The following is a 25,145-nucleotide window of genomic DNA, read 5'->3' as shown; positions in this document are numbered from 1 at the left end:
CGACAGTTGCGCTTATAAGTACCCTTCGCTGCGAAAGCTAAGCTCGCGTGATTTGCCGATGATCAGATGGTCGTGCAGGGTCAGTCCAAGGGCGCTGCAGGCTGCGAAAATCTGCTGCGTCATGTCGATGTCGGCTTGGGATGGGGTCGGGTCGCCCGAGGGGTGGTTATGCACCAGAATAAGCGCGCTGGCGTTCAGTTCAAGCGCGCGTTTGGCGACCTCTCGCGGGTAGACGGGGACGTGATCGACAGTGCCCTTGCCCTGTTCCTCATCGCCGATGACGACGTTCTTGCGGTCCAGATAAATGACGCGGAACTGTTCGGTTTCGCGGTGCGCCATCGTGGTGTGGCAATAGTCAAGCAGAGCGTCCCAGCCTGAGAGTACATGCTGCCGCATCACCCTGGAGCGCGCCATACGGTGGGCTGCGGCTTCAATCACCTTAAGCTCGACAATCACTGCGTCGCCCACGCCCGAGATATCCCTAAGCCGTGGTTCAGGCGCGGTGATCACGCGGTTGAAGTCGCCGAACCTGTCCATCAGCGCGCGGGCCAGCGGTTTGACATCACGGCGCGGGATGGCGCGGAAGAGCACCAGTTCAAGCAGTTCATAGTCCGGGATTGCGGCGGCACCGCCCTGCATAAAGCGTGCGCGCAAACGTTGTCGGTGATCCGCGATATAGGACGGCTGTTTGCCCGATGCTGGCGGTGCGGGCACCGCTTCGTCCCCCAGAAAGGGCAAGCGCGGGTCGGAGAAGTGAGCGTTGTTGCGTCCCATTGGCCCAGCTTGCGGCCAAAGAGGTTATCATCCCGTTAACGCGGGCAGGGGCGGAAACAAAAAGGGCGGAGCCTGCGCCCCGCCCGATGTTTTGTGCGATCAGGTCTTACCCTTTCATCGAATCCCAGAAGGATTTCACCGACGAAAAGAAGCTGCTGCTTTCAGGATTGTTGTTGGAGGATTCCTTTTCGAACTCCTGCAACAATTCCTTTTGGCGGCTGGTCAGGTTCACCGGCGTTTCGACCGCCAGTTCGATGATCATATCGCCCGTACCACCCCCACGCAGCGGGGGCATACCCTTGCCGCGCAGACGCATCTGGCGACCGGACTGGCTGCCCGCCGGGATTTGCACGCGGCCACGGCCACCGTCGATCGTTGGCACCTCGATGCTGCCCCCAAGGGCGGCGGTGCTCATCGACACGGGAACGCGGCAGAACAGGTTTGGCCCGTCGCGTTCGAACAGCTTGTGGTCCTGCACCTCGATAAAGATGTACAGATCACCCGACGGCCCGCCGCGCATGCCTGCTTCGCCTTCGCCGGCCAGGCGGATACGTGTGCCGGTTTCAACGCCCGCAGGGATGTTCACCGACAGCGCACGGTCTTTTTCAACACGCCCGGCTCCGCGGCAGGATTTACAGGGGTTCTTGACGATCTGGCCCATGCCCGAACAGGTCGGACAGGTGCGTTCGACCGTGAAAAAGCCCTGTTGAGCACGGACCTTGCCCATACCGGAACAGGTGGGGCAGGTGGTCGGCTCTGCGCCGCCTTCTGACCCGGAACCGTTACAGGAATCGCAGGCCACAGAGGTGGGCACGTTGATCGACTTCTGCATGCCCCGATACGCATCTTCGAGCGTAATCCCGAGGTTATAGCGCAGATCGGCACCGCGTGCGGCACGGCGTCCGCCGCCGCCCCGCTGGCCACCCATGAAGTCGCCGAACAGGTCGTCAAACACGTCAGAGAACGCCGAAGAGAAGTCGCCCTGACCGCCGCCGCCAAAGCCGCCGCCACGATGGCCACCGCCACCGCCCATCCCCCCTTCAAAGGCCGCATGACCATAACGGTCATAGGCGGCTTTCTTTTCGGGGTCTTTCAGGACTTCGTAAGCTTCGTTCGCTTCTTTGAACTGGGCTTCGGCATTGGGGTTGTCGGCATTGCGATCGGGGTGCAATTCCTTGGCTTTGGTGCGGTAGCCCTTTTTGATCTCGTCGGCAGAGGCACCTTTAGCGACGCCGAGCGTCTCGTAGTAATCACGTTTGGCCATGAATTAGCTCCTACGCTGGAACGTGACGGGCCGGCCCGGCAAGCGGACCGGCCCCTTCAGTGGTTCCGTGGGCGTGCTTACGCGCGCTTGTTATCGTCCAGATCTTCGAAATCGGCATCGACGATATCGTCGTCACCTTCGGGTGCATCCGCAGCCGGGGCAACGTCTTCGTTTTCGTCCTGAGCCGCCTTGTAGATGGCTTCGCCCAGTTTCATCGCCGCTTCGGTAACGTTCTGGATCCCGTTGTTGATCTTATCAACATTGTCGGTCGCCAGTTCGTCGTTCAGTGCAGCAATGGCCAGTTCGATCGCTTCGACGGTGGTCGGGTCAACCTTGTCAGAATGCTCTTCCAGCGACTTCTCGGTGGAGTGGATCAGCGATTCCGCCTGGTTTTTCGCCTCGATCAATGCGCGGCGCTCTTTGTCGGCGTCGGCATTTTCTTCGGCGTCTTTCACCATCTTTTCGATATCCGCATCGGACAGACCGCCGGACGCTTGGATCGTGATCTTCTGCTCTTTGCCTGTGCCTTTATCCAGCGCGCCTACGGCAACGATACCGTTTGCGTCGATGTCAAAGGTCACTTCGATCTGGGGCATACCGCGGGGTGCGGGTGGGATGCTTTCCAGATTGAACGCGCCAAGGATCTTGTTGTCCGCAGCCATTTCACGCTCCCCTTGGAAGACGCGGATGGTCACGGCGCTTTGGTTATCCTCAGCGGTCGAGAAGACCTGCGACTTCTTCGTCGGGATCGTGGTGTTGCGGTCGATCAGACGGGTGAACACGCCACCCAGCGTTTCGATACCAAGGCTCAGCGGTGTCACGTCCAGCAGAACAACGTCTTTGACGTCTCCTTGCAGAACACCGGCCTGAATGGCCGCACCCAAGGCAACAACCTCGTCAGGGTTCACACCCTTATGGGGCTCTTTGCCGAAGAACTTGGTCACTTCCTCGATGACGCGCGGCATACGGGTCATACCGCCGACCAGAACGACTTCGTCGATCTCGGATGCGGATACACCGGCATCTTTCAACGCGGCTGCGCAGGGCTTCATCGACGCTTTGATCAGGTCACCAACCAATTGCTCCAGCTTGGAGCGGGTCAGCTTCATCACCATGTGCAGTGGCGAGCCATCTTTGCCCATCGAGATGAACGGCTGGTTGATCTCTGTCTGGCTTGCGCTGGACAGTTCGATCTTGGCCTTCTCTGCCGCTTCTTTCAGACGCTGAAGCGCCATCTTGTCTTGCGTCAGGTCGACGCCGTTAGTCTTTTTGAATTCATCCGCAAGGTAGTTCACGATGCGCATGTCGAAGTCTTCACCACCCAGGAACGTGTCACCGTTGGTGGATTTCACTTCGAACAGGCCATCGTCGATTTCAAGGATGGTCACGTCGAATGTACCGCCGCCAAGGTCATAGACCGCGATGGTTTGCGTGTCTTTCTTGTCCAGACCATAGGCCAGGGCCGCCGCTGTCGGTTCGTTGATGATCCGCAGCACTTCCAGACCGGCAATCTTGCCCGCGTCTTTGGTCGCCTGACGCTGAGCGTCGTTAAAGTAGGCAGGCACAGTGATCACGGCCTGGGTGACTTCCTCGCCCAGATAGGATTCCGCTGTTTCCTTCATTTTGCCAAGGATGAACGCAGAGATTTGCGAGGGGGAGTATTTCTCGCCCTTGGCTTGTACCCATGCGTCACCGTTCCCACCGTCCATGACGGTGAAGGGCAGGTTCTTTTTGTCCTTGGCCAGATCCGCGTCGTCATTGCGACGGCCGATCAGGCGTTTCACGCCGAAAATTGTGTTGTCGGGGTTGGTAACCGCTTGCCGTTTGGCAGGCTGCCCAACCAGCCGTTCGTCGTCTGTGAACGCAACGATGGAGGGCGTGGTGCGCGCGCCTTCGGCGTTTTCGATAACGCGAGGCTGGCTGCCGTCCATGATGGCGATACAGCTGTTTGTCGTTCCTAGGTCGATACCAATAACTTTGGCCATGTTTGATCCCTCTTTTACTCAAGGCGATGACACGAAGCGCAGGCCCGTTGTGGCACCTTTGCCCCGATCTTTTTCACCAAAGGCCGGATGCCTTTAGCGGTTCTCGGCGTATATAAGGAGCAGATATGGACCCTGCAACCGTTGCATGAGAAAGGAGAGGCGGATTCTGCGTGGATTTTTCGCGAAAGCAGGAAAGAAGGGCGTTTAGATGACGATATTGCGGTTACGCGGCTTCGAAATTCACAAATCTTACCTTACGTTGTCGGCGCAGCGCGGGCTGCTGGATGCTGTGCGCGGCGTGGTCAAACAGGTGCCGTTCTTCCGCCCCGTCATGCCAAGCGGGCAGCAGATGTCGGTGCGTATGACCTCCGCGGGGGACTACGGCTGGCTGTCCGACACGCAGGGCTATCGCTATGCGCCAACCCACCCCAACGGCACCCCGTGGCCTGCGATCCCGCCTGAGGTATTGGCGATCTGGAATGACCTGACGGGGCTAGAGCGGCAGCCGGAGTCCTGCCTTATCAACTATTACGCGTCAGACGCGAAGATGGGCCTGCATCAGGACAAAAACGAGACGGATTTCCGCTGGCCGGTCGTGTCCATCTCGCTTGGCGACGAAGGAATGTTGCGCGTCGGCGGTCAGAAGCGCGGCGGCAAGACCGACAGCCTTTGGCTGCAATCGGGCGATGTCGTTGTCATGGGCGGTGAGGCACGGCTGAACTATCACGGGATCGACCGTATTCGTGCGGGGTCTTCGACGCTGTTGCCCAAGGGCGGGCGGATCAACATCACGCTGCGGGTCGTGACCTGAGCCTAGCGTCGCGCGCTCCAGCTCGCGGAGGCATGTTTACGGGTGTAGAATTCACCCATCAGTCCGATCACCATCAGGACCACACCGACCCAAACCGCATATTCCCAGTTACTGTAGCGCGGGTTGTAGTTGATAAACGCATATCCGCGCGCCTGGTCGATGACGTGGAACAAGGGGTTCCAGTCAAACATGGCCAGCATGAAGGACGGCAGCGAATTGGCCAGAAACATCTTGCCCGAAGCGATCATATTCGCCCGCTGGTAGATCGTCGTGAAGATCTGTGTAAAGGCCGGTGCCCAGGGTTTGATCGCTAGCAGCACCATCCCCACGGCCACGCCCGTAAACCACGCGATCATCAGCATGAACATCACGCCCGACGGGTCGTAAATTACTACCGGATTGAAGGCGAGGTGATAGACCGACATGATCAGGATCAGCGATAGCATCTGAATATACAGCGCGCCCAAGGCCGCCGCAGCCAGTGCGATCATCGTGGTCATCGGCGCGTGTTTCATCATCGCGCTCGCCGGTCCCTCGGCAGCGGCGACGGCGGCAACCGTTTTGGTGTGCACCATGAACAGAAAGATGCCGGTCATGATGTAGATCACGAAATCGCCCCGAATGGCCGCCCCGCGCATCCCCAGAACCGAGAACATGACATAAAACACGCCAACAAAGATCACCGCTTGCAGGATGTTGATCCCGATGGCGGCAAAGGCATTGTTGTGCTGCTTGCGCACGGAGCGCACGACGGAGTGGTAGACGAGTTCAAAGAAGTTAACGGCCGAGCGGAAATTGCCCGTGTTGGTGCGCCTTGGTTGAAACATCGTAAAGCCTCTTTGTGACGTACCCTCGCACGGAATTCTTGCTGTTCCGTCAAGGCGCAATCATAAGGGGTTTGCGCAAAGTAATCAACGAAACTGAAAAGGCCGCGACATTATGGATTATGAGCAACTGGTAACGGTGATGCGCCGTTTGTCGATCGAAGCAGGCGACAAGATCATGGAGATTTACGGCGCGGATGATTTCGAGGTCAAAACCAAATCCGACGAAAGCCCCGTGACCATTGCCGACGAAGCGGCAGACAAGATCATCTCGGACGGGCTGCGCGCGGCGTTCCCTGATGTGATGCTTGTCACGGAAGAGCAGTCGGCCACCCATTCGGCATCGGGCGATACATTCCTGATCGTGGACCCGCTGGACGGCACGAAAGAGTTCATCAACCGTCGGGGTGATTTCACCGTGAACATCGCGCTGGTCGAAGGCGGCGTGCCGACGCGCGGTGTTGTCTATGCCCCCGCCCGTTCGCGCATGTTCTTCACGCTGGCTGACGGCAGCGCGGTCGAGGAAACCGGCGATTTCCCAAAAGACAGCATGGGCCCTGTGCAGCCGATATCAGTCTCTACGCCGGATAATGCCGCGCTGATGGTAGTTGCGTCCAAGTCGCACCGTGATCAGGCGACCGATGACTACATCGCGAAATACAATGTGCGCGACATGAAAAGCGCGGGCTCGTCGCTGAAGTTCTGCCTGATCGCCACGGGCGAGGCGGATCTGTACCCTCGCGTCGGGCGCACGATGGAATGGGACACGGCAGCAGGCCACGCGGTTTTGACTGGCGCTGGTGGGGCCGTTGTGCGCTTTGACGACCTGACCCCGCTGACCTACGGCAAAGCCGATTTTGCCAACCCCTTCTTTATCGCCCATGCACCGGGCGTTGATCTGAAAGCCTCCTGATGTCGGTCCTTATTGTCATTCCCGCCCGCTATGCCTCCACCCGCTATCCGGCGAAACCGCTGGCGCTGTTGACAGGGGCGAGCGGTACGGCACGCAGCCTGATCGAACGCAGCTGGCGTGCTGCCTGCGAGGTTCAGGGCGTCGACAAGGTCGTTGTGGCCACCGATGATGATCGCATCAAGGACGCCGCCGAAGCCTTCGGGGCCGAGGTGGTGATGACCTCGGTCGACTGTGCCAACGGGACAGAGCGTTGCGCCGAAGCCCATGCGGTTCTGGGCGGTGGCTATGACATCGTGGTGAACCTGCAAGGCGACGCGCCGCTGACACCACATTGGTTTGTCGAAAGCCTTGTGCAGGGTCTGCAAGGCGACCCTAATGCGGGGATCGCGACGCCGGTATTGCGCTGCGATGGCGCGGCGTTGAACGGGCTGCTGGCCGACCGCAAAGCGGGTCGGGTGGGGGGCACCACCGCCGTTTTCGCAGCGGATCATGCGGCGATGTATTTTTCAAAGGAAGTCGTGCCGTTCACGTCGAAAACCTATGAGGACACCGATGCCACGCCGGTGTTTCACCACGTGGGCGTCTATGCCTATCGCCCCGACGCGCTGGCGGCCTATCCGTCATGGAAGGTCGGCCCGCTTGAACAGCTTGAAGGGTTGGAGCAGCTGCGCTTCATGGAAAACAGCCACAAGGTGCTTTGCGTCGAGGTCGAGGCCAAGGGCCGCCAGTTCTGGGAGCTGAACAACCCCGAAGATGTGCCAAAGATCGAAGCGATGATGGCCGAGATGGGGTTGGCGTAACCGCACCGCCCCACCGCCATCGCCAATATTGCGGTGGGGCGTGCAACCTGTAATGAATAAAGCCACAGCGATCCGACGTTTTGATTTATTTAACGAAAACGGCGGATAAGGCGCAAAGATGTGCAAGCTGCGGCATAAAGGAGCTTTTGACCGCAAAATCAGCAAGAAGCCGCCATAATTTAGGCGCTGCCCATATTTAGGGCTGGCAGCATGGTGGTTTGCAATTCAATGAGCGCTAACTCGGTTATCCGCACGTAAATGTATAAAGGCGACGATTTCACATGGCTAAAAAAGTAACAAAAGCGATTTTTCCGGTGGCAGGTTTGGGAACGCGGTTTTTGCCCGCGACGAAATCTGTCCCCAAAGAGATCATGACCTTGGTCGATCGCCCGCTGGTGCAATACGCCATCGACGAGGCCCGCGCGGCGGGCATCAAGGAATTCATCTTTGTTACCTCCCGCGGCAAGGGCGCGCTGGAAGATTACTTTGATCACTCTCCCGTGCTGGAACAGGAACTACGCTCCAAGGGCAAGACAGAGCTGATGGAGATTCTGAAAAGCACCAATATGGACAGCGGTGCCATCGCCTATATCCGCCAGCACAAAGCGCTTGGTCTGGGCCACGCGGTATGGTGCGCCCGTCGTCTGATCGGCAACGAACCCTTTGCGGTGATGCTGCCCGATGACGTGATCGCTGCCGACAAACCTTGCCTGCAGCAGATGATCGAAGCCTATAACGAGACCGGCGGCAACATGGTTGCGGCGATGGAAGTGAACCCTGAAAAATCCTCCTCCTACGGGATGCTGGACATCGACGAGGGCCAAACCGATGGTGAACTGGTCAAGGTGAAGGGCATGGTCGAAAAGCCCAAAGCCGAAGACGCGCCGTCGAACCTTGCCGTCATCGGCCGCTATATCCTGTCGCCGAACGTGCTGAAGAACCTGAACCAGCTGAAGTCCGGCTCGGGCGGTGAAATCCAATTGACCGATGCCATCGCAGCAGAGCTGACCCAAGGCAACGATGTCTATGGCTACCGCTTCAAGGGCCAGCGTTTCGACTGCGGTTCCAAATCCGGTTTCCTGCAGGCGACCGTGTCCTTCGGGCTGGCACGTGAAGAGCTGCGCGATGATCTGCGTGCGTATCTGCAAGACATCATGCAGGGTGAAACCGCAGCGCAATAAGCGCTGGACGATAGGGACGGGCGTATGGCGAATATCTTGGTCACCGGCGGTGCGGGCTATATCGGGTCGCACGCGTGCAAGGCGCTGGCCGCCGCAGGGCATACCCCCGTCACCTTCGATAATCTGGTCACCGGCTGGCGTGACGCAGTAAAATTCGGCCCTTTCGTGCAGGGTGACCTGCTGAACCGTGCCGAGATCGACGCCGCGTTTGAACAATACCAGCCGGTCGCCGTCATGCATTTTGCCGCGCTTAGCCAAGTGGGCGATAGCATGAAACAGCCCGGCACCTATTGGCGCAACAACGTCGAAGGGTCGCTGAACCTGATCGAGGCGACGGTCGCCGCAGGCTGCAAACACTTCGTCTTTTCGTCCACCTGTGCGACCTATGGCGATCAGGATAATGTCGTGCTGGATGAAAATAGCGCGCAACACCCGATCAACGCTTACGGGGCCTCCAAACGCGCGATCGAAGATATCCTGCGCGATTTCGAGGCGGCTTATGGTCTGCAAAGCGTGATCTTCCGCTATTTCAACGTGGCCGGTGCCGACCCCGAAGGGGAGGTCGGCGAATTCCACCAGCCCGAGACACATTTGATCCCGCTGATGCTGGACGCTATCGACGGCAAACGGGATGCGCTGACGATCTTTGGCACCGATTACGATACGCCCGATGGCACCTGCATTCGTGATTATGTGCATGTCTGCGATCTGGTCGATGCCCATGTTCTGGGGCTTAACTGGCTGCGAGAGGATAAGGGCAGTCGCGTGTTCAATCTGGGCACCGGCACCGGGTTTTCCGTGCGCGAAGTTGTGGAACACAGCCGCGAGGTTACCAACCGCGCCGTGCCCATGACCGAAGGCGACCGGCGGCCGGGCGATTGCACCAAGCTGGTCTCGGGCTCGGTCCGCGCCGAGACAGAGCTGGGCTGGCGGCCCACACGGTCGACCCTGCAGCAGATGATCACCGACGCGTGGAGATGGCACCAGACCGGCCACTTTAGCGCATGACCGACAGCGCCGCTGTTCCCGCGTCGCGAGGGGCCCGGCTATGGGGTGCCTATCGGATGCGGTTGAAACGGCGGCGGCTGCTGTGGCGTGCGTTGCGGTCGCGGCATCAGTTGAAGGCACCCACGCGGCCCGCCATTCCGCGCGACGGCGTGCTCGCCTTTGTCGTGCTGCGCAACGAGGCCGCGCGGCTTCCATATTTTCTGGATCACTACCGCGATCTTGGCGTTGCGCATTTTCTGATGATCGACAATGGCAGTGACGATGGCAGTACCGAAATGCTGGCGGCACAGCCCGATGTGACCCTGTGGCAAACCTCTGCCAGCTATCGCGCGTCGCGGTTCGGGCTGGACTGGCTGAACTGGCTGCTGTGGCGGCATGGGCACGGGCGCTGGTGTCTGACCGTCGATGCGGACGAGCTGCTGGTCTATGACCAGATGGAGACGCGGAAACTGCCCGCGTTGACCGATCAACTTGAGCGTAAAGCGCGCAAAGGGTTCGGCACGCTGATGCTGGATATGTTCCCGAAGGGCCCATTGGGTGCGCAGTTCTATGCCCCCGGCCAGGACCCTGCGCAGGTGCTGGATTGGTTTGACCCCGCCCCCTATCGGGCGCTACGTCAGTGGCCGATGAACAATCTCTGGGTGCAGGGTGGTGCCCGCGAACGGGTTTTCTTTGCCGATCGTCCCACGCAGTCACCGACGTTGAACAAGATACCGCTGATCCGCTGGCATCGGCGCTATGTCTATGTGAATTCGACCCACTCCCTCCTGCCGCCCGCGCTGAATGACATCTACGATGGGCCGGGGGGGAAGACGGCCTCGGGGGTGTTGCTGCACAGTAAGTTCCTGCCAGAGATCATTGCGAAGTCCCGTCAGGAAAAGGCACGGGGGCAGCATTTTCACAACCCGGCACAGTTTGACGGTTACTATGACCAGATCGCTGACGCCCCCGATCTGTGGCACGTAGATGCGCGGCGCTATACCGGACCGGCGGATCTGGAAGACTGCGACCTGATGCGCAGCCCTTGGGCCTGATATTCCACGGCCTGACCGTCATTCCTGCAACGCGTAACTGTTTCAAAGTACGTTGTTTATGAACACGGCCCATGACATATTGGCTTGGAACCTGATGGAATGAAGGCCCTAGGCCGGCGGGGCATTCCGCGCAGGGTATGGAGAACACGTGAGCCTTTGGGATTCTTACAAGATGCGCGTGCGGCGCAAGCGGCGGTTGATCCGGGCGCTGCGCAAGTCGTCCGAGCTGACACATGTTCAGGACAACACCAGCGCCATCCGTCCCGACGATGTCTTGCTTGTCTGCACCATGCGGAACGAGAAAATCCGGCTCCCGTATTTCCTGGAGTATTATCGAGAGCTGGGGATCAACCACTTTCTCTTTGTCGATAACGGGTCCGACGACGGCAGTGCCGATTACCTGCGCGGGATGAAGGATGTCTCTGTCTGGCATACCGATGCCAGCTATCGGCGGTCGGGGTTCGGTGTCGACTGGATGAACTACCTCAAACGTAAATACGCGCACGGGCATTGGGTGCTGGTGGTCGATCCGGATGAATTCTTTGTCTATCCGTTTTGCGATACGCGGCCGGTGCAGGCGCTGACCGACTGGCTGGATAACTGCGAGATCCGCAGCTTTGGCGCGATGCTGCTGGATGTCTACCCCAAGGGACGGCTGGGGGATGAACCCTATCAAGAAGGGCAGAACCCGATGGAGATCGCATCCTGGTTCGACAGCGGCAACTACGCGATCTCGCGCAATGCCAAATATGGAAACCTGTGGATACAGGGCGGGCCGCGTGCGCGGGTATTTTTCAAGCACAAGCCCGCCAAGGCCCCCGCGCTGAACAAGGTGCCCTTGGTCAAATGGGACCGGCGCTATGCCTATGTCAGTTCCACCCATATGCTGCTGCCGCGCGGGTTGAACCGTGTCTATGACGAATGGGGCGGAGAGAAAGCATCAGGCGTGCTGCTTCATGCCAAATTCCTGGACACCTTTAGCGCCAAGGCGGCAGAAGAACTTGTGCGCGGCCAGCACTATGCCAAATCCATCGAATACAAGACCTATGCCAACAACCCCGACCAGAACCCGCAGCTGTGGGGCAAGTGGTCCGAGAAATATATCAACTGGCGCCAGCTCGAGATTCTCGGGCTCATGTCCAAGGGGAACTGGGCATGAGCGTCGGGATAGTCATGCTGGTGCACACCGCCCTTGGCCGCGCCGAACAGGTCGCGCGACATTGGGCGGCGGCGGGCTGTCCGGTGGTGATCCACGTCGATAAATCGGTGCCACGCCAGACCCATGATGCTTTTGTGCAGGCGCTCGCGGATGTGCCCGCGCTGGTGTTCAGCAAAAGATACCGTTGCGAATGGGGGACATGGGGGCTGGTGGCCGCTTCGCAAACCGCGTCCGAGATGATGCTGAACCGCTTTCCGGATGTGCGCCATGTGTATCTGGCATCGGGGTCATGCCTGCCGCTGCGTCCGGTGAAAGAGCTGATCGACTATCTTGCCGCCCGCCCGCGCACCGATTTTATCGAAAGCGCCACCACAGCCGATGTGCCCTGGACCGTCGGCGGGCTGGACGAAGAACGTTTTACCATGCGTTTTCCCTTCTCGTGGAAACGGCGGCGCTATCTGTTCGACAAGGCGGTGGCTGTGCAGCGCTTTATCGGGCTCAAGCGGCGTATCCCCAAGGGGGTCGTGCCGCATATGGGGTCGCAATGGTGGTGCCTGACGCGGCAAACCCTGTCGGCAATCCTGCAAGACCCGAAACGCGCGGCATACGACGCTTATTTCCGCCACGTCTGGATACCGGATGAAAGCTACTTCCAGACGCTCGCGCGGCTGTACTCGACCCAGATCGAAAGCCGGTCGCTGACCCTGTCCAAGTTCGATTTTCAGGGCAAGCCGCATATCTTTTACGACGATCACCTCCAGCTTCTGCGGCGGTCCGATTGCTTTGTCGCGCGCAAGATATGGCCCAAAGCGGATAGGCTCTACGAGGCGTTCCTCACCGATGAGGCGGGTGCCATGAAGCGGACAGAGCCAAACCCCGGCAAGATTGACCGTGTCTTTGCCAAAGCGGTTGAACGGCGCACGCGGGGGCGGGCGGGGCTCTATATGCAAAGCCGCTTCCCCAACGAAGATTGGGAAAACGGCGTCACTGCCGCGCCCTATTCCGTGTTTCAGGGCTTTGTCGAGCTGTTCGAGAACTTTGAATCCTGGCTCACCAAATCCACCGGCGCGCGGGTGCATGGCCATCTGTTCGCACCGGATCGCGTGCATTTTGCCGATGGGCAGAACTCGATCAACGGGGCGCTGAGCAATAGCGCAAAGATACGCGACTACGACCCCAAGGCGTTTCTGACCAATCTGATCTGGAACACCCGTGGCGAACGTCAATGCTTCCAGTTCGGCCCGCAGGACAATCAGGATATCGTCTGGAACATCGCCAAGGATCCGAATGCGCAGGTGTCGGTGATCACCGGGGCTTGGGCCGTGCCGCTATTCCGGTCCAATCAGGATTTCGCCGACATTCGCCGCACCGCCGCCGCGCTGCAAAAGATCGAAAGCGAACACATGAAGGTGCTGCGGTCGCATTACGCCAAGGCGCGGGTGCGTATCTGGACGATGGCCGAATTCATCGAAGCCCCGATGGAGCCGCTGCAAAGCATTCTGGACGAGATCGGGCAGGTCAAAACCGGTCGTCTGTCCGAGGTGCCAAAGATGGCGGATCTCACCGGCTTTGGCCAATTCCTGCAGAACCTCAAGAACCAGGGGATGCACCCCTATCTGATGGGCGACTTTCCTGTTGAACGTGGCATGTCGGCCCCCCAGAAACCGCCGCGCAAACCCTATCTGGTGCAATAAATATGAGTTCTAATTTCAAAAGCTTTGTCGTCTTTGCTGAAATGCGCACGGGCTCCAACTTTCTGGAGAGTAACCTGAACGCCTTTGACGGGATCACCTGCCACGGCGAGGCCTTCAACCCGCATTTTATCGGCTACCCCAAAAGCACCGAGATTTTGGGCATAGACCAGCAAACACGGGACGACGACCCGACAAAGCTGCTGGTTGCGATACGCGACAAGACCAAGGGCATCGGCGGGTTTCGCTATTTCCACAACCACGATCCGCGCGTTCTGGATCCGCTGCTAGAAGACGACACCTGCGCCAAGATCATCCTGACGCGCAACCCTGTCGAAAGCTACGTCAGCTGGAAGATCGCGCGCAGCACCGGTCAGTGGAAATTGACGGATGTGAAAGCGCGGAAAAAGGCGCAAGCCGTCTTTGACGAAGAAGAATTCTCGGACCACCTAGAGGCGCTTCAGGCGTTCCAGCTGACACTGCTGAACCGGTTGCAGAAGCTGGGGCAAACGGCGTTTTACGTGGCCTATGAGGATCTGCAAAGCGTCGAGGTGATGAACGGTCTGGCGCGGTATCTGGGCGTGGATCATCCGCTAGAGGCGTTGGATAAAAGTCTGAAAAAGCAGAACCCCGACCCGATCTCGGCCAAGGTCAGCAATTATGACGATATGCTGGTTGCGCTTGGCCGGATGGATCGCTTCGACCTGACCCGCACCCCGAATTTCGAACCCCGACGCGGGCCGGTGGTGCCGTCCTATGTCGCGGCGGCCGAAGCTCCGTTGCTGTATTTGCCCTTGCGCAGCGGGCCAGAGCCGCAGGTGCTGGACTGGATGGCGGCGCTGGATGGTGTCGGGCGGGACAAGCTGCAAACCAAGTTGAACCAGAAGCAGTTGCGCCAATGGAAGCGCCGGCATCCCGGTCACCGCAGTTTCACTGTGCTGCGGCATCCGGTGGACCGTGCGCATGACGCGTTCTGCCGGCACATCGTGACCACGGACAAAGGCAGCTACCCGCAGCTGCGCACGACGTTGATCAACCGCTACAAGCTGCCGTTGCCGAAAGGCGAACCGGACAACAGCTATGACGCCGACGCACATCGCGCGGCGTTCAAGGCGTTTCTGACTTTCCTCAAGGGGAATCTGAACGGGCAGACAGCAATTCGTGTGGATCAGGCGTGGTGCACGCAGGCGCAGGCGGTACAGGGGTTCGGCGAATTCGCCTTGCCCGACCGGATCATCCGCGAGGATGCGCTGGCCGCAGAGCTGTCAGCCTTGGCGCAAAGCGTCGGGGTGCAACCGCCCGCAGCCTTGCCCGCACGACCCGCAACCCACCCCTATGCGCTGGCCGACATCTATGATGCCGACATCGAAAAACGCGCATCCGACGCGTACCAGCGGGACTATATGATGTTCGGGTTCAAAAGCTGGGGGTAGCGCCGCTTAGGCGGCCTGCGTTGCCTGTGCTTCGGTCAGGATCGCGTAAAGCGTGGCAGGGTCCGGGTTGGCCCGCAGCTTAGAGCAAACAGAGGCATTGCGCAGTGTGCGCGACACCAGCGCCAGCGCCTTGAGGTGTTCGACACCCGCGCTTTCAGGGGCAAACAGGGCAAAAGCGATATCGACCGGCTGGCGGTCGACCGCGTTGAAATCGATCGGCTTGTCGAGAAGCACAAAGGCCCCCAGCACATTGTCCAGACCTTCAAGCCGCGCGTGGGGCAGCGCGACCCCGTGGCCCACGCCTGTCGGACCAAGGGATTCGCGCGTCATCAAGGCTTCGACCACCGCGGCGGCTTTCAAGCCGTAAGCATTATGCGCCAGCTCCCCGATATCGTGGAGCAGGCGTTTCTTGCTTGAGGCCGATGTGAGGACTTTGACAGCCCCCGGCTTTAGGAGTTTCGCAAAATTCATTCTGCTCGCTCTGTTCTCGGCCGCTGATGGGTCCGGTTTGTGTTACGACGGATCGATCCAGCCGATGTTGCCGTCATCGCGACGGTAGACAACGTTTACGCCTTCTTGACCGTCTTTGCGGAAGACCACGACAGGCGTTCCCGAAATTTCCATCTGCATCACAGCTTCACCCACAGACAAGGTCGCGATCTTGGTCTGCATTTCCGCGATGATCATGGGTTGGAGTGTTTCGGGTTCCTGCGCGTCTGAATCGCTTTCTGAGGCGAGGATATACGAGGATGCACCGAAAAGTTCAACCGGTTGCGCACGCTCGCGATGGTGATCTTTCAACCGTCGCTTGTAGCGCCTCAGCTGCTTTTCCATCTTTGCTGCACATGAATCGAAAGATCCATAGATATCAGTAGCATGCGCTTTCGCTGACGCCGTAAGGCCAGTCGATAGGTGCACCGTCGTTTCGCAGACGAACTCGTGACCGGATTTGGAAAAGATGACATTCGCGTCCGTCGGACGCTCAGCATACTTCTGGACAGCTTCGCCCAATTCCGTTTTCACATGCGTTTGCAGGGCTTCGCCGATGTCGATTTGTTTGCCACTGATTTGGTACCGCATAAATTCTCCTTGTTCTTATGATCCGGACAACACCATAGGCCGCATAAAATGCGGTAAAGGTGGGGTCAGATGCGGGTGAATGACGATGCGACGAGTTTGAGAGACACCATCCCTTTGGGAAGGGGGGGATGCAGCACAAACATGATACGCCGTCTCGCCATAGTCCTATTGAGCGCGTGATTGGGCCGCGTTGTCAAATGAATCCGGCGCATGGATGTGCGGAAACTAGCGCAATATGTCTGTAGTTGATTAGGAAATGCGGAAGTTATCGCCTAGGTAGACCCGGCGCACATTCTCGTTCTGCACGACCTCTTCCGGGGTGCCGGACATCAGCACAGTGCCTTCGTGCAAGATGTAGGCACGGTCCACAATATCCAATGTTTCCCGCACGTTATGGTCGGTGATCAGCACGCCGATGCCGCGCTTTTTCAGATCGGCAACCAGATGGCGGATGTCATCCACCGAAATCGGATCCACGCCCGCAAAGGGCTCGTCGAGCAGCAGGTATTTGGGATCGGCCGCCAGACAACGGGCGATTTCCACGCGGCGACGCTCCCCGCCTGACAGGGCCAAGGCCGGCGCACGGCGCAGGTGTTCGATGGAAAATTCCGACAGCAAGGCTTCAAGCCGTTCACGCCGCCCGCGCGCGTCAGAGATAGAGATATCCAGAATCGCCGAGATATTGTCTTGCACGCTCAGCCCGCGAAAGATGCTCATCTCTTGCGGGAGGTAGCCGATGCCAAGCTGTGCGCGGCGATACATCGGCAGGGTGGTGACGTTCTTGCCATCAATCGTGACAGTGCCGCCTTCGGGCATGACCAGCCCGGCCACGGCGTAAAACGTGGTCGTCTTGCCGGAGCCGTTCGGCCCCAGCAGGGCAACAACCTCGCCCCGGTTCAGCTCCATCGAGAAGTCGCGGATCACAGTTTTCTTGCGGTAGGATTTACGCAGGTGTTCGATACGCAGACCGCTTGCGCCATCCGTGACCGTCAAATTCGGGGAAGACATCAGTTGTTGCTGCCCGTTTGCAGGATTGTTTTCACGCGGCCGGACATCTGCGCCGTGCCGTCCGACAGCTTGACGCTCATCGTGTCAGAGCTGAGCGCATTGCGCCCTTGGGTCAGCAGCACGTTCCCCGACATCACGATCGTGCCCGTGTCGATGTCGTAATCCGCGCGCTCTGATTCGGCGGCGTCCTTGCCCGAGACAAGGGTCACACCGCCCGTCGCTTCAAGCCGCGCGATGCCTTCGGCCTCTGCCCGGTACACAACCAGAACGCGTGCGGCGGACAGGCGCATCTCGCCCTGACCGATCAGCACATTCCCAGTGAAAACAGCCGATCCGTCCCCTTGATCGACTGAAAGATTGTCGGCGGTCACCTCGACGGGCAGGCCGGTATCCTGACGGATCGACCCAAAGGCCACATTGGTCCCTTGTGCGGCGATTGGCATCGCGGAAAGGAGCAGGAAAACGGGCAGCAGTAGGTGTTTCACGTGCGTCACTCTGATTTGGATTTCGGTTTGTATATCAGCTTCACCCGGTTTGTGAAAACCAATTGGGGGGCGGTTTGTTCATCTGTTTGCGTTATCGACATGGCACCAGCCTCCAGCGTACCACCTGGAGTAGTGCCGTGGACTGCGCCCGGCGACTGGATATTCAGCCCCGACAGGTCTGACGTGATCTTTTCGCTTTGCAGCCGGTATCCGGTCGAGGTCGTCAGGATCACCTTGCCCAGCAGATCGGCCACGTCCTTGGCGATGTCAAAATCGGCGAGATCCGATTGCAGGCGAAAGGTCGATCCCTCGGGGGTGTTGATCGTCGCACGCAGGTTTTCGGCGTGGTTCATGCCGGTCCGCCCGTCGGGACGGGTGAGCACATCGGCATAGAACGACAGCTCGTCCCCCTCTGACGTTGCGCCGGTAAAGAAGGGGCCGGTGATCTGCTGGTCGCGCAGGCGATCTTGCACCTCTTTCTCGGCAAAGGGGATGGCCTGCCCGGGATCAATCGCGCGCGACAGCAGGAACAGGGTCGACAGCAGGCCAAGCGCTGCCAAGGGGAACAGCACCTTGAGCCAAGAGATCAGCCTTGTGTAACGGTCCCCCTGCATCGCGCCCTAGCCCAGACCGACGCGTAGGCAGTCGTGGATATGCAGCAGACCTGTGGGGATGTCCCCTTGGGCGGGGTCCAGCACCAGCAGACAGGTGATCTTGCGGGCGTTCATGATGCCCACAGCCTTTTCCGCCAGCGCGTCGGGTGCGACGGTGACAGGGGTCGGCGTCATGACCTCGCGCGCGGTTTTGGACATCAGCCCGTCAAGGTGACGCCCCAAATCGCCGCTGGTGATGATACCGGCCAGCGCGCCGTTGCTGTCGGTGACAATCACCACGCCAAAGGATTTGCTGCTCATCGCCATCAGCGCGTCGGACATCGGGGCATCGACCTGCACCAGCGGAAGCGCATCGCCCGTGTGCATCAGATCAGCGACGCGGCTAAGCCGTGCGCCAAGTTTGCCACCGGGGTGGAATTCGCGGAAATGTTCGGCGGTGAAGGCGCGGTTTTCCATCAGGGCAATCGCCACAGCATCCCCCATCGCCAGTGTCATCGTGGTCGATGTCGAAGGCACCACGCCGGTCCCGCAGGCCTCTGCCAATTGCGGCAGTTCCAGAACCACGTCGCATTGCGCGCCAAGGCTGCTTTGCGCGCGGCTGGTGATGCCGATCAGCGGGATGGAAAAGCGGCGCGAATAGGCGATCAGATTGGCCAGCTCCGGCGCTTCGCCCGAGTTCGAGATCGCAAGCACCACATCATCGCCAGTGATCATCCCCAGATCGCCGTGGCTTGCCTCGGCAGGGTGGACGAACTGCGCGGGCGTGCCCGTGCTTGCCAGCGTTGCGGCGATCTTTTTGGCGATATGGCCGGATTTGCCGATGCCGGTGACAATCACCCGCCCACGGGTCGCGACCAGCAGGTCGATGGCCTGACGAAAACGGTCGTCCAGACTGTCGGCCAGTTGTTCAAGCGCTTGGGCTTCGGTGCGGATGACGCGGCGGGCGGTATCTAGGAAAGGTGTGGTCATGCGTGTGCAAAAATATCCGTTTCGGGCCAGCCGTCCAAATCGAGTTGGGCACGGGTTGGCAAAAATTCAAAGCACGCTTGCGCGAGCTCGATGCGTCCTTCGCGGATCAACATCTGGTTCAGCACGTCGCGCAGCTTGTGCAGGTGCAGCACGTCCGAGGCGGCATAGTCGATCTGCGCTTTGGTCAGCGTCTCGGCACCCCAATCACTGGATTGCTGCTGTTTGGAGATATCGACGCTCAGCAGTTCTTGGCAGAGTTTGGCAAGCCCGTGGCGGTCGGTATAGGTGCGCACAAGTCGGCTGGCGATCTTGGTGCAATAGACCGGCGCGGCCTTGGCCCCAAAGGTGTTCAGCAAAGCGGCGATGTCAAACCGGCCATAGTGGAACAGCTTGAGCACATGCGGGTCTTCAAGCAGGGCACAAAGATTAGGGGCCTCGGTCTGGCCCTTGGCGATCTGGACCAGATGCGCGTTCCCGTCACCGCCGGACAACTGCACCACACACAGCCGGTCACGGTGCGGATGCAGCCCCATGGTTTCGCAATCTATCGCGACCATCGGTCCAAGGTTCAGCCCGTCGGGCAGGTCATTTTGGTAAACTGTATTTGTCATGCCCTCCCTATATCCCGACGGCGCGCGTTGGGAAAGCATCGCTTTCTGCGCGGCCTCAGGCGGTGGCGATTTCCGGCAGGTCGGGGCGTGGGTAGGCCGCGAGCAGGGCAGCAACCCTTTGATGCGCGACCAGACCGGCCCAATCATCGCGGATCAGCGGACGCGGCAGCGCGGGGTGCTTCAGCGCAAGGCGGCGCCAATTATGCACGATCAGGCAGCGTAGGGTCGCAATTTGCAACGGCGTCAGCGTGTCGGCACCAGCAAGATCGCGCGCGACATGGTGCAAGGCGTCTGACAGCTGCGCATAGCTTTCGGCAAGGGAGGCAGGCTCTAGCTGGCGTTTCATCCAGTCGGGGGCAGCCTGACCGGGCAGCGTGGCGGCATCTTTCGGCACAGGCAGGGCGGCGTCCCCGACATATAGGCGCGGCATCAACGTGGTGAACCCCGCCTTTTCCAGCGGGCCGGTCTCGGCGTCATCTGTCACGACCATTAGCCAGTGCTCGGGCAGATCGTCAGGCGTGGCGTAGATCCGGCCACTGGCCGCCTGACTTTGGGCGCGGCCTTCGGGGGTGAGGCTGTGATGGCTGATCCGCCCGTGTTTCTCGGAGGCGATCCATTTGTCCTTGCGCAAACGATGCAGGGCCACGCGCGCGGCCTCGGGGCGGACGTCCATCGCCGACATGATCGCCGACAGCACCGGCCCGCCGATGATCTGCCCTTCCTGTCGGGCCAGATCACCAAAGAGACTGATCATCAAAGACCAGACGCGCTGGCCGCCAAGGTCTTTCAGAGGGGCGATCGCAAGGTCAAAGTCGTCAATAGGCATTCATCGTCAGCAATTCATACTCGGCCACGGCGGCATCATCCTGATTGGTCAGGGTCACGTGCCAGCGTACCTCACCGTATTCGTCATTGCGAGGCGTCTTTGCCTTGACACTGAGCCGGACCTTGATGCTGTCGCCCGCCTGCACCGGTGCCATAAAGCGCAGGTTGTCCAGCCCGGTATTCGCCAGCACAGGGCCGGGGTCAGGCTGCACGAACAGCCCTGCGGCAAAGCTCAGCAGCAGATAGCCATGGGCAACACGGCCCGGAAAGAACGGGTTCGCCTTGGCGGCGGCGTCATCCATATGCGCGTAAAACGTATCACCGGTGAAATGGGCGAACGTCTCGATATCCTCCAGCGACACGGTGCGGCTGGCAGAATTGAACGTCTCGCCCAGATCCAGCGCGCCAAAGCGGCGGGTGAACGGGTGGTCGCGGTCCGAAATCTCGGTCGCGCCGGGCACCCATTGCTTGCCGATGGCGGTCAGAATATCGGGGCTGCCCTGAATGGCGGTGCGCTGCATGTAATGCATGACACCGCGCACGCCGCCCAGTTCCTCGCCGCCGCCTGCACGCCCCGGCCCCCCGTGGACCATATGGGGCAGGGGGGCACCGTGGCCCGTCGCCTCGGCCATCGAGTCGCGGTTGTTGAAATAGAGCCGCCCGTGAAACGCGCCTGCGCCCATCACCATATTGCGTGCGGTCTCGCCATCGCGGGTGATGATGGAGGCGACCAGTGACCCTTTGCCCTTGTTCAGCAGCGCGATGGCGTGATCGGTGTCGCGGTAAGGCATGATGGTGGACACAGGGCCAAAAGCCTCGGTGTCGTGCACATGCGTGGCGGCATCGGGATCGGCGCAGTGGAACAGCATCGGCGGGACAAAGGCGCCTTTCTGCGCATCCGCACCCTCGACAGCAAAGGCGTCGGGGTCGCCAAAGACACGCGTCGCCTCTGACCCGATCAGGGCGGCTTTCTCCAGTACGTCGCGGCGCTGCGATTGCGAAACAAGCGCGCCCATTTTCGTGCCTTCAAGACGGGGATCGCCAATGGTGACTTTGGCCAGCCGGTCCGACAGCGCGGCGATCAGCGCATCCACATGGGGTTGCGGTACCATGATCCGGCGGATGGCGGTACATTTCTGCCCCGCCTTGGCCGTCATCTCGCGCTGGACCTCTTTCACAAACAGATCAAACTCGGGCGTGCCGGGGCCCGCATCAGACCCTAACACAGAGGCATTGAGACTATCCTGTTCAGACGCGAACCGGACGGAGCGTTCGACCAACACAGGGGTGCTGCGCAGTTTCAGCGCGGTTTCGGCAGAGCCGGTAAAGCTGACGACATCCTGACAATCGAGGTGGTCCAGCATATCGCCCAAGCCCCCCGTCACCAATTGGATCGCGCCGTCTGGCAGAATACCGGATTGGATCATCAGGCGGAAACAGGCCTCGGTCACCTGACAGGTGGCGGTGGCGGGTTTGACGATGGCAGGCACCCCGGCCAACAGCGTCGGGGCGAGCTTTTCCAACATGCCCCAAACGGGGAAGTTGAAAGCGTTGATATGCACCGCAACGCCCTGCAACGGCGTGCAGATGTGGCGGCCCATGAACTGACCCGCGCGGCCCAGCTGTTCGACGGGACCGTCAAGATAGACCTGATCATCCGGCATTTCGCGGCGACCCTTGGCGGCGTAGACCTGCATCGTGCCGATCCCGCCATCCACATCGATCATGTGGTCAGCCTGCGTGCCGCCTGTGTCGAACGACAGCTCGTATAGGCTCTGTTTATGGTCGTTGAGGTAGAGCGCGACGGCCTTGAGCATCCGGGCTCGGTCGTGAAAGGTCAGCTTGCGTAGGGCAGGGCCGCCGATGTCACGGGCATAGGCCAGCATCGTCTGAACCTGCAGCGCGTCATTGCCGGCTTGGGCGATCACATCGCCGGTGATCGCACTTGCGATGTTGCGTGCACCGGCACCGGGGTTGATCCATTGTCCGGCGGCAAAGCTTTGGATATCGCGCATATTGGGCCCCTTAGTGATGGTCGTAGTCAATGAAAAGCGTGTCGCTCAGCGGATAGCTTTGGCAGCTCAGCCGGTATCCGCGTTCAACTTCGTAGTCCTCCAGCGCGTGGTTCGACAGCATCTCGACCTCGCCTTCGGTGACCTTGCACATGCAGGTCGAACAGACCCCCGCCTTGCAGGCAAAGGGCGCATCAAGGTTATTCTCTAGCGCGGCATCCAGCACCGACTGCCCCTTCGCCATGGTAAAGCTGTGCTGCGCGCCGTCTATTTTCACGGTCACCTGCGTTTGCGCCTGACCTTCGCTGCGCTTGGCCATTTCCTGTTTCGCCAGACGGCCCTGTTGGCTTTCGCTGAACAGTTCGAACTTGATTTGATCAGGCTCTAACCCGTGGGTTTTCAGGGCATCCGCGATGGCCAGCATCATCGGCTCTGGCCCGCAAATAAAGGCCATGTCCATGTCCGACACGTCGATCCAGGTCTTGAACAGCTCGGCGCATTTATTCTGGTCTACACGGCCGGTGAACAGGTCGATGTCCTGCCCGCTTTCCAGCATGTGAATGACGCTCAACCGGCCCATATAGCGGTTCTTGAGATCCTCCAGCTCTTCGCGGAACATGATCGTGTTCACAGCGCGGTTGGCATAGACCAGCGTAAAGGTCGATTTGGGCTCGCGTTTCAGCACCGTCTTGAGGATCGACAGCACGGGCGTGATCCCAGACCCGCCGGCAAAGCCAAGGTAATTCCGCGCGCGATCAGGCTCTAACCCGGCGGAAAACGTGCCTTGGGGGGGCATGGCATGCAGCGTATCCCCGACCTTCAACACCTCGTTCGCAAAGGTAGAGAAGGCACCGCCATCGACCCGCTTGATCCCCACTTGCAGCACGCCGTCGTCCAGACCGGCGCAAATGGAATAGTTGCGGCGCAGCTCGGTCCCGTCGAAATCCTGTTTGAAGGTCAGATACTGACCCTGCTTGAAGGCAAACGCCTTTGGGTCTTCGGGTTGCAGGGTCAAGACCACCGCGTCGCGGATGGTGCGGTGAATATCAGTCACTAACAAGGGGAGGAATTGGCTCATGGGTCAGATACACTTAAAATAATCGAAGGGTTCCAGACAGTCGGTGCAGCGCCATTGCGCCTTGCAGGGGGTCGATCCGAACTGGCTGATCTTTTCCAGATGCGTCGATTGGCAACGGGGGCAGCGTTCGGGGCCACCTGCGGGTTGGGGCGGGGCAATGCCGTAGCTTTCCAGCTTGGCGCGGCCCGCGTCGGTCATCCAGTCAGAGGTCCAGGCAGGCGAAAGTTGCCGCTTTAGAGCCAGTTTTTCGATCCCGTGCCCGCGCAATGCCGCTTCGATATCAAGGTTGATGATCGTCGTGGCAGGGCAGCCGGAGTAGGTCGGCGTCACCGTGACCTCTAGCGTGTCACCCTGCCATTGCACATCGCGGATGATCCCCAGATCGGTCAGCGAGATTACCGGAATCTCGGGGTCCGGCACGGCGTGGAGCCAGCCCCAAACAGTCTCTAACGAAGGCTTTTCGACTACCATGTCGCATCCGGGTAGGCGCGTTGCAGCCATTGCATCTGCGTCAGCATATGCCCCAGATGTTCCGAATGGCGTTTACCGGATTTGCCGCCGCGATGCCCGAAATCGCTTTCGGGCCGTGTTAGCGTGGCGGCGGTGAAGACATCGTTCACCAAGGTATCATAGGCGGCGCGCAGGGACGCAGGATCGGGCGCGATGCCTGCTGCGACCATAGCCTCGTCCACGGCGTCCGCGACGAACATTTCCCCGACATAGGGCCACAACAGGTCCAGCGCGTTCTGCATGCGGCGGTGGCTTTCCTCGGTGCCGTCGCCAAGGCCGATCACCGTGTCTGTCGCGCGCTCCAGATGGTAGGTCACCTCTTTGCTCGACTTTTCCGCGATAGCGGCGATCTGTGCATCGCTGCTTTCCATCAGGGCGGTCAGCTGCGACAGGTGCCATGCGTCAAACAGGAACTGGCGCATGATCGTCTGGCCGAAATCGCCGTTGGGCTGTTCGACCAACAACAGATTGCGGAAATCCCAGACGTCACGGTGAAAGGCAAGCCGATCCGCATCGCGACCCGCGTCTTCGACCTTACCCGCCAGATCCAGCCAAAGCGTGGTCTGGCCGATCAGGTCCAGCGCGGTATTCGCCAGCGCGATGTCTTCTTCCAGCACGGGGGCGTGGCCGCACCATTCCGAGACGCGGTGTCCCAGAACAAGGGTGTTATCCCCCATCCGGCATAGAAATTCGAACAAATCGCCTTTGTTGGGGTCTATATTCGCCGTGCTCACATCGCCCCCACTTCGTCTGGAATGTCAAAGAAGGTGGGGTAGCGGTAGACTTTGTCGTTGGCGGGCTCGTACAGCGGGCCTTTTTCCTCGGGCGAGGAGGCGGCGATATGAGCGGCCTCGACGACCCAGATGCTCACGCCTTCGTTGCGGCGCGTATAAACATCGCGGGCATTCTTGATCGCCATTTCGGCGTCAGCGGCGTGAAGCGACCCGACGTGGCGATGGCTCAGCCCGTGCTGACCGCGAATGAAAATCTCGAACAGGGGCCATTCATCGGCGCGCGCCTTGCCGTGGTCGACCGCTTGGGTGCCGGGGTAGGGTTTTGCTTCTGGGCTGCTCATC

The 25,145-nt window shown here is 59.9% G+C and carries 26 protein-coding genes; 9 read left to right on the top strand and 17 right to left on the bottom strand.

All coding sequences use genetic code 11. The annotated features are described in order from the left end of the window. Positions 1–12 precede the first annotated feature (12 nt). From radC to dnaK, 3 genes are all read right to left on the bottom strand, one after another. Entirely contained in the window at positions 13–774 is a 762-nt protein-coding gene (radC, locus tag AADW22_RS01445) for a DNA repair protein RadC (protein WP_005850587.1), read from the bottom strand. Positions 775–880: 106 nt separating this feature from the next. After that, complete coding sequence (gene dnaJ / locus AADW22_RS01440; RefSeq protein ID WP_005850586.1) at positions 881–2,038, bottom strand: molecular chaperone DnaJ; 1,158 nt, start codon at positions 2,036–2,038, stop codon at positions 881–883. Between the two features lie 77 nt (positions 2,039–2,115). Next, positions 2,116–4,023: a molecular chaperone DnaK gene (dnaK, locus tag AADW22_RS01435; protein ID WP_005850585.1), complete on the bottom strand. Its 1,908-nt coding sequence runs from the start codon at positions 4,021–4,023 to the stop codon at positions 2,116–2,118. 208 nt (positions 4,024–4,231) lie between these two features. Here dnaK and AADW22_RS01430 point away from each other — a divergent pair, with 208 nt between their 5' ends. After that, positions 4,232–4,834, top strand: a complete 603-nt coding sequence (locus tag AADW22_RS01430; RefSeq protein WP_037942528.1) for an alpha-ketoglutarate-dependent dioxygenase AlkB — start codon at positions 4,232–4,234, stop codon at positions 4,832–4,834. A 2-nt stretch (positions 4,835–4,836) separates the two neighbouring features. Here the strand turns inward: AADW22_RS01430 and AADW22_RS01425 are convergent, their stop codons facing one another. Further along, on the bottom strand, positions 4,837–5,661 hold the full coding sequence (locus AADW22_RS01425) for an ABC transporter permease (RefSeq protein WP_005850582.1): 825 nt from the start codon (positions 5,659–5,661) through the stop codon (positions 4,837–4,839). Between the two features lie 112 nt (positions 5,662–5,773). Here AADW22_RS01425 and cysQ point away from each other — a divergent pair, with 112 nt between their 5' ends. From cysQ to AADW22_RS01385, 8 genes are all read left to right on the top strand, one after another. Next, positions 5,774–6,571, top strand: coding sequence for a 3'(2'),5'-bisphosphate nucleotidase CysQ (cysQ, locus tag AADW22_RS01420; protein WP_168592987.1), 798 nt, complete (start codon positions 5,774–5,776; stop codon positions 6,569–6,571). Beyond that, positions 6,571–7,371 (top strand): 3-deoxy-manno-octulosonate cytidylyltransferase, encoded by an 801-nt coding sequence (locus AADW22_RS01415; RefSeq protein ID WP_005850579.1) that lies wholly within the window; start codon positions 6,571–6,573, stop codon positions 7,369–7,371. The genes cysQ and AADW22_RS01415 overlap by 1 nt, the downstream gene beginning before the upstream one ends. A 281-nt stretch (positions 7,372–7,652) precedes the next feature. Further along, positions 7,653–8,552 (top strand): UTP--glucose-1-phosphate uridylyltransferase GalU, encoded by a 900-nt coding sequence (galU, locus tag AADW22_RS01410; protein ID WP_005850578.1) that lies wholly within the window; start codon positions 7,653–7,655, stop codon positions 8,550–8,552. Positions 8,553–8,576: 24 nt separating this feature from the next. Next, positions 8,577–9,560 carry a UDP-glucose 4-epimerase GalE gene (galE, locus tag AADW22_RS01405; RefSeq protein WP_348001305.1) on the top strand — a complete coding sequence of 328 codons (984 nt, stop codon included), beginning with the start codon at positions 8,577–8,579 and terminating at the stop codon, positions 9,558–9,560. A 56-nt stretch (positions 9,561–9,616) separates the two neighbouring features. After that, positions 9,617–10,594, top strand: a complete 978-nt coding sequence (locus AADW22_RS01400; protein ID WP_407474100.1) for a glycosyltransferase family 2 protein — start codon at positions 9,617–9,619, stop codon at positions 10,592–10,594. A 172-nt stretch (positions 10,595–10,766) separates the two neighbouring features. Beyond that, positions 10,767–11,753, top strand: coding sequence for a glycosyltransferase family 2 protein (locus tag AADW22_RS01395; RefSeq protein WP_009825623.1), 987 nt, complete (start codon positions 10,767–10,769; stop codon positions 11,751–11,753). Further along, complete coding sequence (locus AADW22_RS01390) at positions 11,750–13,447, top strand: beta-1,6-N-acetylglucosaminyltransferase (RefSeq protein WP_407474099.1); 1,698 nt, start codon at positions 11,750–11,752, stop codon at positions 13,445–13,447. Before AADW22_RS01395 ends, AADW22_RS01390 begins: the two co-directional genes overlap by 4 nt. A 2-nt stretch (positions 13,448–13,449) precedes the next feature. Further along, positions 13,450–14,877: a nodulation protein NodH gene (locus AADW22_RS01385; protein ID WP_407474098.1), complete on the top strand. Its 1,428-nt coding sequence runs from the start codon at positions 13,450–13,452 to the stop codon at positions 14,875–14,877. 6 nt (positions 14,878–14,883) lie between these two features. Here AADW22_RS01385 and AADW22_RS01380 read toward each other — a convergent pair whose 3' ends face one another. From AADW22_RS01380 to paaB, 13 genes are all read right to left on the bottom strand, one after another. Continuing rightward, positions 14,884–15,348 (bottom strand): PTS sugar transporter subunit IIA, encoded by a 465-nt coding sequence (locus tag AADW22_RS01380; RefSeq protein WP_005850566.1) that lies wholly within the window; start codon positions 15,346–15,348, stop codon positions 14,884–14,886. A 42-nt stretch (positions 15,349–15,390) separates the two neighbouring features. Further along, positions 15,391–15,957, bottom strand: coding sequence for a ribosome hibernation-promoting factor, HPF/YfiA family (hpf, locus tag AADW22_RS01375; RefSeq protein WP_005850565.1), 567 nt, complete (start codon positions 15,955–15,957; stop codon positions 15,391–15,393). A gap of 249 nt (positions 15,958–16,206) precedes the next feature. Continuing rightward, the gene (lptB, locus tag AADW22_RS01370; protein WP_005850564.1) at positions 16,207–16,965 is read right to left on the bottom strand and encodes an LPS export ABC transporter ATP-binding protein; all 759 of its coding nucleotides are present in this window, start codon (positions 16,963–16,965) and stop codon (positions 16,207–16,209) included. Beyond that, entirely contained in the window at positions 16,965–17,459 is a 495-nt protein-coding gene (locus AADW22_RS01365) for an LptA/OstA family protein (RefSeq protein ID WP_005850563.1), read from the bottom strand. The genes lptB and AADW22_RS01365 overlap by 1 nt, the downstream gene beginning before the upstream one ends. Further along, positions 17,456–18,064 carry a hypothetical protein gene (locus AADW22_RS01360; RefSeq protein WP_407474097.1) on the bottom strand — a complete coding sequence of 203 codons (609 nt, stop codon included), beginning with the start codon at positions 18,062–18,064 and terminating at the stop codon, positions 17,456–17,458. Before AADW22_RS01360 ends, AADW22_RS01365 begins: the two co-directional genes overlap by 4 nt. Before the next feature lie 6 nt (positions 18,065–18,070). Continuing rightward, positions 18,071–19,033 (bottom strand): SIS domain-containing protein, encoded by a 963-nt coding sequence (locus tag AADW22_RS01355; RefSeq protein WP_407474096.1) that lies wholly within the window; start codon positions 19,031–19,033, stop codon positions 18,071–18,073. After that, entirely contained in the window at positions 19,030–19,644 is a 615-nt protein-coding gene (locus tag AADW22_RS01350; RefSeq protein ID WP_005850559.1) for a ribonuclease D, read from the bottom strand. Before AADW22_RS01350 ends, AADW22_RS01355 begins: the two co-directional genes overlap by 4 nt. 55 nt (positions 19,645–19,699) lie before the next feature. Next, the gene (locus tag AADW22_RS01345) at positions 19,700–20,470 is read right to left on the bottom strand and encodes a PaaX family transcriptional regulator C-terminal domain-containing protein (RefSeq protein ID WP_407474095.1); all 771 of its coding nucleotides are present in this window, start codon (positions 20,468–20,470) and stop codon (positions 19,700–19,702) included. Beyond that, positions 20,460–22,484, bottom strand: a complete 2,025-nt coding sequence (gene paaZ, locus AADW22_RS01340; protein ID WP_407474094.1) for a phenylacetic acid degradation bifunctional protein PaaZ — start codon at positions 22,482–22,484, stop codon at positions 20,460–20,462. The genes AADW22_RS01345 and paaZ overlap by 11 nt, the downstream gene beginning before the upstream one ends. A gap of 10 nt (positions 22,485–22,494) precedes the next feature. Then, a complete protein-coding gene (locus AADW22_RS01335; protein ID WP_132997598.1) occupies positions 22,495–23,559 on the bottom strand; it encodes a 2Fe-2S iron-sulfur cluster-binding protein in 1,065 nt (354 codons plus the stop codon). Between the two features lie 3 nt (positions 23,560–23,562). Next, positions 23,563–24,030 (bottom strand): 1,2-phenylacetyl-CoA epoxidase subunit PaaD, encoded by a 468-nt coding sequence (paaD, locus tag AADW22_RS01330; RefSeq protein ID WP_132997597.1) that lies wholly within the window; start codon positions 24,028–24,030, stop codon positions 23,563–23,565. Further along, positions 24,024–24,746, bottom strand: a complete 723-nt coding sequence (gene paaC, locus AADW22_RS01325) for a 1,2-phenylacetyl-CoA epoxidase subunit PaaC (protein WP_217621263.1) — start codon at positions 24,744–24,746, stop codon at positions 24,024–24,026. The genes paaD and paaC overlap by 7 nt, the downstream gene beginning before the upstream one ends. A gap of 53 nt (positions 24,747–24,799) precedes the next feature. Further along, positions 24,800–25,144, bottom strand: a complete 345-nt coding sequence (paaB, locus tag AADW22_RS01320) for a 1,2-phenylacetyl-CoA epoxidase subunit PaaB (RefSeq protein ID WP_407474093.1) — start codon at positions 25,142–25,144, stop codon at positions 24,800–24,802. Between the last annotated feature and the right edge of the window lies 1 nt (position 25,145).

Origin of the sequence: Sulfitobacter sp. PM12 (assembly GCF_045586035.1) — a bacterium.
GTDB classification, from domain to species: domain Bacteria; phylum Pseudomonadota; class Alphaproteobacteria; order Rhodobacterales; family Rhodobacteraceae; genus Sulfitobacter; species Sulfitobacter pontiacus.
The sequence above is the reverse complement of the archived record's forward strand: the minus strand, read 5'-3'. Positions and strand labels throughout refer to the sequence as shown.